At 43.1% G+C, this 13220-nt stretch carries 6 protein-coding genes and 6 pseudogenes; 4 read left to right on the top strand and 8 right to left on the bottom strand.

The genetic code is table 11. From position 1 onward, the window contains the following. Window positions 1–115 precede the first annotated feature (115 nt). The 3 genes and pseudogenes from RCG23_RS16170 to pruA all read right to left on the bottom strand — a co-directional run bounded on the left by RCG23_RS16170 (window position 116) and on the right by pruA (window position 4285). Window positions 116–1397 (bottom strand): annotated as a pseudogene (locus RCG23_RS16170) (Glu/Leu/Phe/Val dehydrogenase). A gap of 57 nt (window positions 1398–1454) precedes the next feature. Then, a pseudogene (locus tag RCG23_RS16165) lies at window positions 1455–2653 on the bottom strand (ornithine--oxo-acid transaminase). Between the two features lie 84 nt (window positions 2654–2737). Next, window positions 2738–4285 carry an L-glutamate gamma-semialdehyde dehydrogenase gene (gene pruA / locus RCG23_RS16160; protein ID WP_308176553.1) on the bottom strand — a complete coding sequence of 516 codons (1548 nt, stop codon included), beginning with the start codon at window positions 4283–4285 and terminating at the stop codon, window positions 2738–2740. Between the two features lie 217 nt (window positions 4286–4502). Here pruA and RCG23_RS16155 point away from each other — a divergent pair. Beyond that, window positions 4503–5913, top strand: a pseudogene (locus RCG23_RS16155) (sigma-54 interaction domain-containing protein). Window positions 5914–5967: 54 nt separating this feature from the next. Here the strand turns inward: RCG23_RS16155 and yugI are convergent. Then, window positions 5968–6357, bottom strand: a pseudogene (gene yugI, locus RCG23_RS16150) (S1 domain-containing post-transcriptional regulator GSP13). 412 nt (window positions 6358–6769) lie between these two features. On the opposite strand from yugI, the gene RCG23_RS16145 reads away from it, so the two are divergent. Further along, the gene (locus RCG23_RS16145) at window positions 6770–7654 is read left to right on the top strand and encodes an alpha/beta fold hydrolase (protein WP_308176552.1); all 885 of its coding nucleotides are present in this window, start codon (window positions 6770–6772) and stop codon (window positions 7652–7654) included. A gap of 292 nt (window positions 7655–7946) precedes the next feature. Here RCG23_RS16145 and RCG23_RS16140 read toward each other — a convergent pair whose 3' ends face one another. Then, a complete protein-coding gene (locus tag RCG23_RS16140; RefSeq protein WP_308176551.1) occupies window positions 7947–8207 on the bottom strand; it encodes a DUF1871 family protein in 261 nt (86 codons plus the stop codon). A gap of 83 nt (window positions 8208–8290) precedes the next feature. Here RCG23_RS16140 and RCG23_RS16135 point away from each other — a divergent pair, with 83 nt between their 5' ends. Both RCG23_RS16135 and RCG23_RS16130 read left to right on the top strand, forming a co-directional pair. Beyond that, entirely contained in the window at window positions 8291–8431 is a 141-nt protein-coding gene (locus RCG23_RS16135; RefSeq protein WP_308176550.1) for a hypothetical protein, read from the top strand. Next, a pseudogene (locus RCG23_RS16130) lies at window positions 8397–9448 on the top strand (MalY/PatB family protein). The gene RCG23_RS16135 and the pseudogene RCG23_RS16130 overlap by 35 nt, the downstream one beginning before the upstream one ends. Window positions 9449–9490: 42 nt before the next feature. Here RCG23_RS16130 and RCG23_RS16125 read toward each other — a convergent pair. From RCG23_RS16125 to cls, 3 genes and pseudogenes are all read right to left on the bottom strand, one after another. Beyond that, on the bottom strand, window positions 9491–9868 hold the full coding sequence (locus RCG23_RS16125) for a PH domain-containing protein (RefSeq protein ID WP_308176549.1): 378 nt from the start codon (window positions 9866–9868) through the stop codon (window positions 9491–9493). A gap of 25 nt (window positions 9869–9893) precedes the next feature. Continuing rightward, window positions 9894–11266: pseudogene (gene gndA / locus RCG23_RS16120) on the bottom strand (NADP-dependent phosphogluconate dehydrogenase). Between the two features lie 249 nt (window positions 11267–11515). Next, the gene (gene cls / locus RCG23_RS16115; protein ID WP_308176548.1) at window positions 11516–13027 is read right to left on the bottom strand and encodes a cardiolipin synthase; all 1512 of its coding nucleotides are present in this window, start codon (window positions 13025–13027) and stop codon (window positions 11516–11518) included. Between the last annotated feature and the right edge of the window lie 193 nt (window positions 13028–13220).

The following is a 13220-nucleotide window of genomic DNA, read 5'->3' as shown; positions in this document are numbered from 1 at the left end:
CCGCAAAGTCCTTTGGCTAATGCCATAGTTTTTCTTATCACGCTCGTGAATGCCAAGTCCTTTGGCACTCGCCAAAAAAATCCTTGCAGCAACTGCAAGGATTTTTTGCGTCTTATTAAATCCAGCCTCTAAAGCGGGAAGCTTCAGACATTTTTCGTGCGCCAACCATGTAGGCAGCCAGGCGCATGTTTACTTTTCGGCTTTCAGCCGTGTCGTATACATTATTAAAAGACTGGACGATTTTTTTGCGAAGCTTTTCAGTCACTTCTTCCTCGGTCCAGTAGTATCCTTGATTGTTCTGAACCCATTCAAAATAAGAAACGGTAACGCCGCCTGAGCTTGCAAGCACGTCCGGCACTAATAGGATGCCGCGCTCTGTAAGGATTTTAGTTGCCTCCAAAGTCGTTGGCCCGTTTGCCGCTTCAACAATAATAGAAGCTTTAATATTATCGGCGTTTTTCACGGTAATTTGGTTCGAGATAGCTGCTGGCACAAGGATATCGCAATCCAGTTCAAGCAGCTCCTGATTGGTGATCGTATTATCGAATAACGTAGTCACCGTACCAAAGCTGTCACGGCGATCGAGTAGATAGTCAATGTCAAGTCCGTCCGGATCATGCAGAGCACCGTAAGCATCGGAAATTCCAATTACCTTCGCGCCCGCGTCGTGCATGAATTTCGCAAAAAGCTTCCTGCATTTCCAAAGCCCTGTACGATTACACGGGCCCTTCAACAGAAATGCCACGTTTTTTCGCTGCTTCTTCGATACAAAATACAACACCCTGGGCAGTTGCTTTTTCACGTCCCTGGGAGCCGCCAAGCACAATGGGTTTTCCGGTAATGAATCCTGGAGAATCGTACTCGCGAAGCCTGCTGTACTCATCCATCATCCAGGCCATAATCTGCGAGTTCGTGTATACATCAGGAGCAGGAATGTCCTTGGTAGGGCCAACAATCTGGCTGATTGCCCTTACATACCCGCGGCTCAGCCTTTCAAGCTCACCCATAGACATCGTGCGCGGATCGCAAATGATTCCGCCTTTTCCTCCTCCATAAGGCAGGTCGACAATTCCGCATTTCAGGCTCATCCACATTGATAAAGCCTTCACTTCATCCTCATCAACCTCTGGGTGGAAACGGACACCGCCCTTTGTTGGGCCGACTGCATCATTATGCTGGGCACGATAGCCGGTAAATATTTTTACAGAACCGTCATCCATGCGGACTGGTATCCGGACATTCAGCATCCTTAATGGCTCTTTCAGCAATTCATACATTTCCTCGCCATAGCCTAGTTTCTCCAGTGCGTCTTTAATAACAACCTGTGTTGAAGTTAAAAGATTTAATGATTCTTCCGCCTGACCTGCTTTTTTGTTTGTTGTTTCTGCGGCTCCCATTACTGCACCCCTTAGTTTGTTTTAAAAAATTAATCCTCTATTTAAATATTTCTCTATTTAGCCCAATACTTTTTGAATACGTTCGATTGCCCAGTCAAGCTCTTCCGTTGTAATAACCAACGGTGGTGCGAAGCGGATTACGGTATCATGTGTTTCCTTGCACAGCAGTCCATATTCCTTTAATTCCTCGCAATATTTTCGGGCAGGTTCTGTCAATTCAACCCCAATAAACAAACCTCTGCCGCGAACTTCCTTAATAATTGGGTTGGAAAACTCTTTTAGTTTCCCCATGAAATACTCGCCTAGCTCAAGAGATCTCTCTGCTAGTTTTTCTTCAGTTAAAACATCAAGCGCTGCTATTGATACAGCACATGCCATTGGATTTCCGCCAAATGTTGAACCGTGGGAACCCGGATTGAAAACCCCTAAAATATCCTTGTTTGCAACCACGCAGGAAATAGGGAAAACACCACCGCCCAAAGCTTTGCCAAGGATGTACATATCCGGTTGGATTCCTTCCCATTCGCAGGCGAACATTTTTCCAGTACGGGCAAGTCCCGCCTGGATTTCATCGGCAATAAACAGGACATTGTTTTCTTTACACAAATCAAAGGCCTGTTTCATGAACCCTTCCTTAGGGATGACAATTCCTGCTTCCCCCTGGATTGGTTCAATCAAAAATGCTGCTGTATTTGGTGAGATTGCTTCTTTCAGCGCTTCAAAATCTCCGTAAGGGATAAGCTTGATGCCTGGCAGCATCGGCCAAATCCGCGCTTGTATTCTGCTTCGGAAGATAAAGAGACAGCAGTCATTGTGCGGCCATGGAAATTGCCCACACAAGCGATGATTTCAGCCTGGTTGTCTGCTATGCCTTTCACATCATATGCCCAGCGACGAGCTGCTTTAACAGCCGTTTCAACCGCTTCCGCACCTGTATTCATCGGCAGGGCCATTTCCATTTTTGTCAGCTCACAAACTTTTTCATACCATGGTCCAAGCTGGTCATTATGGAATGCACGTGAAGTCAGTGTCACACGGTCAGCCTGGTCTTTAAGCGCCTGGATAATTCTTGGGTGGCGGTGGCCCTGGTTAACGGCAGAGTACGCGCTTAGCATATCCATGTATTTATTACCTTCAGGATCCTCAACCCATACTCCCTCTGCCTTAGTAATGACAATTGGCAGCGGATGATAGTTGTTTGCTCCGTATTTTTCCGTTTGCTCGATTAATGATTGTGAAGCTGTTTCTTGTACCATAAAAACCTCTCCTCCATTCGTGTTGATAATAACGGATATTTCTATTATAACCGGAATCCCCTATAAGGAGGATTCCGACCTTCATTAATACATTTCAGATGTTGTTTTCGCTTGCATATGAAGAAGCAGATAGTCTGGTCCGCCCGCCTTAGAGTCGGTTCCGGACATATTGAAGCCGCCAAATGGCTGGTAGCCAACAATCGCGCCTGTACAGCCGCGGTTGAAGTAAAGGTTTCCGACATGGAAATCTTCACGGGCCTGTTCCATGTGTGCACGGTTTGTCGTGATGACCGCACCTGTTAAGCCGTACTCGGTGTTGTTCGCAAACTCAATTGCTTCGTTGAAATCCTTCGCTTTTGAGAAGCCGACAACCGGGCCAAAAATTTCTTCCTGCATGATGCGGGATTTCGGATCAAGGTCAGCGAAAATCGTTGGTTTGATGAAGAAGCCCTTGGAATCGTCGCCTTCTCCACCTGCCATCAATTTGCCTTCCTGCTTGCCAATTTCCACGTACTCCATGATCTTTTTGAATGCATTGCGGTCAATAACCGGACCTGTGAACGTGCTTTGCTCCTCAGGATTGCCGACAGTCAATTGGCTGGTCAATTCAACCACACGGTTCAGCACCTGGTCGTACACGTCTTCCACAACAATGGCACGTGAACAAGCAGAACATTTTCTGCCGGAGAATCCGAACGCCGAAGCCATGATCGATTGAGCCGCTAGCTCCAGGTCTGCCTCGCTGTCAACGACGATCGTATCTTTTCCGCCCATTTCCGCAATCAGGCGCTTCATCCACAGATGGCCTTCGCCTACTTTGGATGAACGTTCAAAAATACGAAGACCGACTTCACGTGAACCCGTAAAGCTGACAAAACGAGTGTCCTTATGATCAACGAGGTAGTCGCCCACTTCAGCACCGCTGCCTGGAACGAAGTTCAGAACACCTGCTGGAAGGCCTGCTTCTCCCATGACTTCTACGAACTTAGCCGCAACGATTGGAGTTGTGGAAGCTGGCTTTAATAGAACAGTATTTCCTGTCACGATAGCCGCAACCGTTGTTCCTGCCATAATCGCCAATGGGAAGTTCCATGGAGAAATGATGACGCCTACTCCCAATGGGATATAGTCATAACGGTTGTATTCATTTGGACGGCTTTGGACTGGCACACCGTCTTTTAATTTCAGCATTTGGCGCGCATAGAATTCAAGGAAGTCGATTGCTTCTGCTGTATCGGCATCCGCTTCTCTCCATGGCTTACCTGCTTCCTTTGTTAAAAGCGCAGAGAATTCATGCTTGCGGCGGCGAATGATCGCAGCAGCTTTAAACAATACGTCTGCACGCACTTCCGCTTTTGTCTTCTTCCATGTTTTGAACGCTTCAACCGCAGCCTGCATCGCTTTTTCAGCCAGCTCCTGGTTCGCTTTTGAAACGCGTCCGATGACTTCTTCTTTATTTGATGGATTATAGGAAACGATTTTATCTTCAGTCGTAATCTTTTCTCCGCCAATAACAAGATCATAATCCTGTCCTAAATAGCCCTCGACTGTTTTCAGTGCCTCAAGATATCCCTGGCGCTCTTTTTCATTCGTAAAATCTGTGAAAGGCTCGTGCTTATATGGCTGTACCATATTCTCTTCCCCCTTTGGTTTCATCTTACCGAATATTATTAATGCAATTTCCATGCCAAAATTAAAACCTTGCTGTGACAGCATCGGCAAGTTATAACGCAAAATATTTTTGCGCGTTGGAAGCGTTTTCTATTTTAAATGTGCAAAAAATCATTGCACATCCCTAATCAATAATATTAAAATTCGGTTAAGATGCCAATAGAAATGGAGTAAATAAATGAATTCAGATAATTTAGAACTGCTCCAAAAAAAGATTATTTTTGAAAAAATCATTAATGAAATTGATGTTGGAGTGCATGTTGTAAATTCAGGTGGTAAAACGATCATTTACAATCAAAAAATGAAAGACATTGAAGGCATGGAAATTGAGGATGTCCTTGATAAAAATTTACTCGATGTATTTTCCTTCAATCAAAATGAGGACAGTACACTATTAGCAGCATTACGCAATGGAATCACAATAAAAAATGCAAAACAGACGTATTTCAATAATAAAGGCCAGGAAATTACCACCGTCAATAATACCTTTCCCATCATTGAGGACGGCGTTAAAATCGGGGCAATGGAAATAGCCAGGGATATAACTAAATATGAGCGCCTAATAAGGGAAAATCTCTTAAAAAAGGGCCACAAAGTACACCTTCGATAGCATTATCGGTACCAGCCATAAAATCCAGGAAGTCATTGATGCAAGCAAGCGGGCTACGCGGACAAACTCATCAGTGCTGATTATTGGGGAAACCGGTACAGGCAAAGAGCTGTTTGCGCAGAGCATCCACAACGGGAGCAGCCGCTCCGCAAAGCCATTCATCTCCCAAAATTGTGCCGCGCTACCGGACAGCCTCATTGAAAGCCTTCTGTTCGGGACAAAAAAAGGGGCTTTTACAGGCTCAATTGAACGTCCTGGTCTGTTTGAACAGGCTGATGGGGGCACTTTGCTCTTGGATGAAATCAATTCATTGAATCCCAGCCTGCAGGCAAAACTTTTACGTGTCCTGCAGGAAAAAACGGTACGCCGCGTTGGAGATACGAAAGATCGGGAAGTGGATGTCCGAATCATTGCAACCATCAATGAAGACCCGATAGAGGCAATTGGCAAGGGGATACTGAGAAAGGATCTCTATTACCGTCTCAGTGTTGTATCTCTTTTCATCCCTCCTTTAAGGGCGCGAAGGAACGATATTGAGGAGTTAGTATACTTTTTTATCGATAAATATAATGACCTATTTGCCATGAAGGTAAAAAAAATAGATGAGGAGGTCCTGGAAAAGCTTGAGCAATACGATTGGCCTGGAAATGTTCGCGAATTAGAGCATATTATCGAGGGAACGATGAACCTGCTCGAGCATGAGGATGTAATAGCCTTCTCCCATCTGCCGATTCAATTCCGGAATAAACCATCATTTAAAGTGGACAGCGCCGGAACGGAGGATTTGGAAGACCTGCTCATTCAGAAGGGGCGACAGATAAAGCCCTTGGATGAATATATGGCGGAGGCTGAAATGTATTACTTAAGAAAAGTATTGCAGCACCATGATAACAATATTACAAAAACGGCAAAAACGCTAAATATGAGCAGACAAAATCTTCAATATAGACTTCGGAAATATGGTATTTCCAAAAAATAAAAAGGCCTGTTCTCGCTCTTTGTAAAAAGAGCGGGAACAAGCCAATTCTATATATTAGCGCTGTGACTGTTCGATCCATTCTTGAAGCTTTTCTTTTAATGTATTGAAACCTTGCTGGCCATCATCTTCCTGGATAATAGCAGCTGCCTGACGTTTGCGAGGCTTTTTAGCTTTTGCTGCTGCTGCAGGCTGTGCCGGAGCTTCTTCTGTAGCACGGATAGAAAGCGCCGATTTTGCCAGCTGCTTCGTCTACAGATAAAACTTTAACCTGTACTTCATCGCCAACTTTAAGATGTTCGTTAATATCCTTTACATAGCCGTGAGTAATTTCTGAAATATGAACAAGGCCTGTGTATTTTCGTTCAAAGCAACAAATGCTCCGTAAGGTTGAATACCAGTTACCTTTCCTGTTAAAATACTGCCTGTTTCGATTTTTTCTGACATGCAAACACTCCTAAATTTATATTTATTTTTATCCTTTTTATACGCATTATAATACTATATCACAAAATAGTAATTTAATCAAAAATACTTTGTTTAGTATTCCACCTGCAGGAAAAAAAGAAACTTTTTTTCCACGTTAAATGGTCCACTAATTTTTTTTAACTGCATGCAGTTGGGCGTATAAAAAAATGAAAATCTGGGCAACCTGCATCCATAAGGCTTTCTAAATTCCCCCTTTTTGAAGTGGACAAATCACTAATTTGGTTTGTCCTCTTTTTTTGCTTGAAAAGCGGTATGGCATATGGAATAACGAAAAAATAAATTCCCATAAATAATTTTTTGTAAAGGTGTGAAGTTGGGCTGCACAGGGAAAATTAAAAGTCAAACACTGCAAAGGCAGGAGGATGAGCGTATGGAACAAGCCGTTTTGAATGGCAAACAACAAATTAATGATATTGATGTGTACTATGAATGGTACCCGAATGAAGCACCGAAGGGCACCATGGTTCTATTGCATGGATTTCTTTCTTCTACGTTCAGCTTCCGTCGACTCATTCCTTTGCTGAATCAGGAATACGAGGTTCTTTCCGTTGACCTTCCTCCCTTTGGAAAAAGCGGAAAATCAAACAGTTTTGAGTATTCCTATAAAAACATGGCTCTCACCGTCATCCATTTGATTGAACAACTCGGATTAAAAAATGTTACCCTGGTCGGACACTCGATGGGCGGTCAAATTGTACTGAACATCCTTCATCTTCAGCCAGGCATTGCCGAAAAGGCGGTATTGCTTTGCAGTTCTGGCTATTTAAAGCGCTCCAGACTCCCTCTTATCTTCACCAGCTATATACCGTTTTTCCATTTGTATGTGAAATTTTGGCTCGCTCGTTCTGGAGTGAAGCAGAACCTTCAGCAGGTTGTCTATGATCATTCCCTTATCACGGATGAAATGCTTTACGGATATTTACAGCCATTTTTGGAGGATGACATTTTCATTGCCCTGACCAGGATGATCCGCGACCGCGAAGGTGATCTACCTGAACAGGTTTTGGCAAAAATCGAGACACCCTGCCTGCTAATATGGGGAGAGCATGACCGGGTTGTTCCTTTACAAACTGGAGAACGGTTAAAGAAGGATTTAAAAAATTCACAGCTCATTGTGCTTGAGGAAACTGGCCATCTCGTCCCGGAGGAACGTCCTGAGGAGGTTTACAGCTTTATACAGAATTTTTTACATGCAGAACAAAAGGCGCAAGCTTCCTCGGAACAAGCAAAAACCGCTTGTTCCTGCGAAGCATAATCTCCTAGATGCTTTCCCTAGTGCCTTAGCCCCGACAAGCGCTGGAGGGCCTGTAGGTGAAGTCGTTCTTTGACTTCATCGGAAGGACCGAAGCGACCTCGAGCTGCTTCAAGCATCACCTAAAGGTCATGCTTGGAGCAAAATAATCGAGGAAGATGTCTCATTGGTGAAAATTGGCTGGGCGCTGGAGCTAGATTACAATGACCTTGTTGAGTACGGTCTGGAAGGTAATAATTAATAACTTTTTAACCAATAGAAAAGCCCTCCTGCTAATGCCGGGAGGGCTCTATTATTACAAGGAACAGGACTCGCTTGATTTAATAATAAGCAAATCCCTCGCTATTTTTAAACAGTTTTCCATAGGGATAAACTCTTCAAAGGAAAATTCATAAATGCCCTGGATTCTCTTTGCAAGCGCGGATGGAGCATCCAGTTCATGGACAGCCTGAATCGTATCCGCTATTTCTGTATCGTAGTGACCGTAGCCAAGCTGGAAAGGATCCCAGTCGTTCAATTCATCATAGAGCTTGAGATTAATTTGTTGAGTCTCCATTTCATCACCTAATATTTTCACATTTGATTAGATTATTTTATCATAGAAGTTATAAGGATAAAAATAAAACAGGCGGTGAAATAATGGCATTTTTTGATGAGAAGATTGAAAGGCTTCAGACCTCTTCCGTAAAGTGGGACATGACAAAGGAGATTTTCGGAAAAACCGACTTGTTGCCCATGTGGGTAGCTGATATGGATTTCCGCCCCACAGGAGGTATCTGATGCAATTAAAAGAAGAGTTGAGCACGGTATTTTCGGCTATACCTTCGTTCCTCCTTCTGTACACAGCGCCATTTCAAACTGGCAAAAGAAACGCCACAATTGGGATATCCAACACTCCTGGCTGTTATTTTGCAGCGGTATAGTCCCTGCTATCAGCACGGCAATCCAGGCTTACAGTCAACCAGGAGATAAAATCCTCCTTCAGTCTCCTATCTACACGCCTTTTTTTGAAATGATCGAAAAAAATGGCAGGGTTGTTGTAAACTCTCAGCTTGTTTTACAAGGAGGAAGATACGAAATTGACTTTACCGATTTGGAAAAAAGCTTCAGCAGGGTTGCAAGCTTTTCCTTCTATGCAATCCCCATAATCCTGGCGGAAGATCGTGGAGCAAGGAAGAATTGATCAAAATCGGGAAACTATGTCTTAAATACAATTGCTTGATTCTTTCGGATGAAATTCATTCGGACATTCTCTATAAAAACAGCAAGCATTATCCGATTGCATCCTTAAATCAAGAAATTAGCCAGCATGCCCTCACCTGTATTGCGCCAAGCAAAACTTTCAATTTGGCCGTTCAGACTTCCGCTATCATCATTGAAAATAAGGATTTACGGGAAAAATACAATGATACATTAAAACGCCAGGGCTTTTTCACTCTTAACGCCCTTGGTATTGCGGGAATGGAAGCGGCGTATCGCTACGGCGAGGCATGGCTCAACGAGCTGCTTGATTATTTGGAGGATAACAAAGAAATCGTGAAAGATTTTCTTCAAAACCACCTTCCCGGGATTTCATTAATGGATTCGGACGGTACTTATTTGCTCTGGATTTATTGCCGCGGCCTTTCATTGAAGGATGATGATATTCAGAAAAGGCTTATTGAAAAAGGAAAGCTTGCACTCGAACCGGGAGCAAAATATGGTCCTGGCGGGGAAGGCTTTGTTCGCATGAATATCGCCTGCCCGCGTGAGATGCTAATGGAAGGACTATCACGCTTACAAAAGGCATTTTCATAAAATAAAAACAAGACGAGCTGAAAACCAGCCCGCCTTGTTTTTTTATTTAAGAACATATTCCGCTAGCACGCTTTGCAGCTCATATATATTTAGGCTTTTATTAAACTGCTTTTGCAATGGCAGCGCGTTTCCGGAAATCCAGATTTTCAGCTCTGCATCTAAATCAAAATTTCCAGCTGTCTCAATGCTGAAATGCGTAATGCTCTTATAGGGAATCGAATGATATTCAACTTTTTTACCAGTCAAACCTTGCTTGTCCACTAAGACCAGCCTTTTATTTGTGAAAATAAACAGGTCCCTGATTAGCTTATACGCTTTTTCGATTCTTTCATTTTGAGCCAAAATTTTGTCAAAATCTCTTTGAATATCAACAACACTAATCTCGGAAGCATTACCCATCAAACCGTCAAAAATCCCCATGATGAATCCTCCCTTCACATTCTAATTACTTTTCAAGCCACTCTGTATGGAATGTGCCTTCTTTGTCAACACGCTGGTAAGTATGGGCACCGAAGTAATCCCGCTGCGCCTGAAGAAGGTTGGCTGGAAGTACTTCTGAACGGTAGCTGTCAAAGTAAGAGAGTGCACTCGCAAGGCCAGGTACAGGAATCCCTGATTTAATTGCCAAAGAAACTACTTCCCTTGCAGCATCCTGATAATTCTCAACAATCGATTGGAAATAAGGGTCAAGCAACAGATTTTCCAGCTCAGGATTGCGGTCATATGCGTCTTTAATATTTTGAAGGAAGCCGGCACGGATGATGCAGCCACCACGGAATATCATCGAGATTTCACCAGGCTTTAAGTCCCAGCTGTATTCCTTTGAAGCAGTTTGCAGCTGTGCAAAACCCTGCGCGTATGAAACAATCTTGCTTAAATAGAGTGTTTTGCGAATTAGCTCAATCAGTTCTTCCTTGCTTCCGGCAAACTCCTTCTGAGCAGGTCCTTTCAGAATTTTGCTTGCTTTTACACGTTCATTTTTCATGGCTGACAGAAAACGGGCAAATACGGATTCAGTGATAATGGACAATGGAACGCCCATATCAAGCGCACTCTGGCTTGTCCATTTACCTGTTCCCTTCTGGCCTGCTGTATCAAGGATGACATCAACAAGCGGTTTGCCTGATTCTTCATCTATTTTCGTGAAAATATCAGCAGTAATTTCGATCAGATAGCTGTCTAATTCGCCGCTGTTCCACTCTTTAAAAACCTCATGAAGCTCCTGTGCCGACAATCCCAGGAGATTCTTCATCAAATGGTAGGATTCACAAATAAGCTGCATATCGCCATATTCGATTCCATTATGGACCATTTTCACATAATGGCCTGCTCCATTCGGCCGATATATGTACAGCATGGTTCTCCATTTACTTTTGCTGAAATGGCTGTCAGCATCTGCTCAACCTTTTCGTAGGCTTCCCTCTGTCCGCCTGGCATGATGGCAGGACCTGTAAGGGCTCCCTCTTCCCCGCCGGATACACCAGCACCGATAAAGAGAATTCCTTTCTCTTCAAGCTCCTTGTTTCTGCGAATTGTTTCCTGGAAATAGCTGTTCCCGCCATCGATCACAATATCGCCCTTTTCCAGAAACGGAAGCAGGCTGGCGATAGCTTTATCTGTTATGACTCCGGCATTTACCATTAATAAAATTTTCCGAGGCTTTTCAAGCGATTCTACAAATGCAGCCACATCGGCTGTACCCGTAAGCTTTTTCCCTTTATTTGATTCCAGTATTTCGTTAACCTTCTCTTGTGATAAATCATAAACGGCAACGGAAAAACCTCTGCTTTCAAAATTCAGGGCAAGGCTTCTTCCCATTACTCCAATACCGACTACTCCTATTTGTTGTTTCAATCTGAACCATCCCTTCAAGATGCGTTTAAAAGCTTATGCTTTCTTATTATAACTAAATTAAAATTCTAATTGAACTTTTTGACTCTGAAATATTTCCCATTATACTCAATATCAAAAAATAATGAAATAAAAGAAGTCACATTTCGGGCTCAGGCTAAAAAAAACAGGCTGGAATCCTATCGATTCCAGTCTGTTTTAATCGGCGAGCTTTCTTTATAATACACCTGAAAACAATCGTGCAAAGGATTCCTTTGATCGATTGACCAATCCCCTTTTATAAAACTCGACTGGTCTTATTTTTTCACTTTCCTTCATATCCTGTTCATAATGGGCCACTAAATCACGAATTGCGCTGCATCCATATAAAAATACATTTACTTCAAAATTCAAGTGGAAGCTGCGCATGTCCATATTGGCGGTTCCAATTGACGCAAGATTTCCATCGACAATGATAATTTTTTGATGAAGAAATCCCTTTTTATAAGAATAGATTTCAACACCATAGAGCAATAGCTCAGGGAAATAGGATCGGCTGGCATATTCCGTTAAAAAACTATCATTTATTTCCGGTACGAGTATCCTCACTTCCACACCTTTTGCGGCAGCTACCCTTAGTGCGGTCCGTATGGCTTCATCAGGAACAAAATAGGGTGTAGCGATCCAAATAGACTGGGTGGCAGACGATATAAGCGAATAATAAAAATCACTCATGATACCCTGTTGTGTATCAGGTCCACTTGCCACCACCTGCACGGCACCGTCCAGCTCGTCCGTTTCAATTGGAGACCTTATTGCCCGGTGTTTCTCAAGAACCTTTTCACGGCTGACATACTCCCAATCCAGCAGGAAAACCGTATGGAGAGTATACACTGCTTCTCCTTCAAGAATCATATGGCTATCCCGCCAGTGGCCGATACTTTTATCCTCACCCAGATATTCGACTCCAACATTCAGCCCTCCCACAAAACCAATTTTCCCGTCAATGATAATAATTTTCCGGTGATTCCGGAAGTTGAACTTCTGGTTAAAAAAACCATACTTCAGCGGCGAAAACGGCTGGACTTTAATTCCTGCCTCGATCATTAGCGCAATATCACTCGCTGCTAGACTCATGCTGCCCGCAGCATCAAAAATAAACAGAACCTCTACACCCGCTTTGGCTTTTTCCATCAGGATATCAATTATTTCCTTCCCGAGCCGGTCAGATCGGAAAATATAGTATTCTATATGGATAAATTCCTCTGCTTCTCTTAGCCTTCTTTTTATTTCAGCGAAAGTTTCCTTTCCATTTTTCAGGACGTATGCCCGTGAAGAGGTGCTGAGAGGGGTAGGTGATGCATTCATTGCAAACCGGGCAAAGCCTTGCTGCTGATCCTGTAGGAAGGTTAAATCCGGCTTTGTTTCCGATCTCATTAATCTTTGCCATGTCTCACGGTCATTTCGGCGTTTACTTTGAAACAGGTACCCTTTTAAATAAAGCTGCCCGGAATAAAGGTAAAATGCATAGCCTATCAGGGGGATAAACACGAGTACATAAATCCACACAAGGGTGTGCTGGGCTGAGCGGTTTTCGAGCATCAATGAATAAATGCTGATTAGAATCATCACTGCATAGAATAGTCCCGCCACCAGTTTGATCCGCCAGCTGTAACCACTAAAAAAAACAATATATACAGCAACTGTCAATAAAATAAGAAATAAAAACTCTATTCTCCGCTTTTTCATACAATCAATCTCCAGCCTCATAAATTAACAAGCAAGTTAGAAACCCTTTACCCATTTTCAGGTTAGGCAGAAACCTGGTAATTATTCTTCAAGACATTATTAAATAAGATTGTATTCGAAAAGATTGTTGATTTCTGAACAAACTCTAATATTAGAGTTTGTTCAGAAATCCTATGATTCGGACACGATTGCC

Source organism: Neobacillus sp. PS3-34 (assembly GCF_030915465.1).
Classification (GTDB): domain Bacteria; phylum Bacillota; class Bacilli; order Bacillales; family Cytobacillaceae; genus Neobacillus_A.
This window is presented reverse-complemented; position numbering and strand designations above follow the sequence as displayed.

Coding starts and splice junctions, on each gene's coding strand:
- cls (WP_308176548.1), bottom strand. CDS start 13,027: ATGAAAAAGCGGAGAATAGAGTTTTTATTTCTTATTTTATTGACAGTT.
- RCG23_RS16145 (WP_308176552.1), top strand. CDS start 6,770: ATGGAACAAGCCGTTTTGAATGGCAAACAACAAATTAATGATATTGAT.
- pruA (WP_308176553.1), bottom strand. CDS start 4,285: ATGGTACAGCCATATAAGCACGAGCCTTTCACAGATTTTACGAATGAA.
- RCG23_RS16140 (WP_308176551.1), bottom strand. CDS start 8,207: ATGGAGACTCAACAAATTAATCTCAAGCTCTATGATGAATTGAACGAC.
- RCG23_RS16125 (WP_308176549.1), bottom strand. CDS start 9,868: ATGGGGATTTTTGACGGTTTGATGGGTAATGCTTCCGAGATTAGTGTT.
- RCG23_RS16135 (WP_308176550.1), top strand. CDS start 8,291: ATGGCATTTTTTGATGAGAAGATTGAAAGGCTTCAGACCTCTTCCGTA.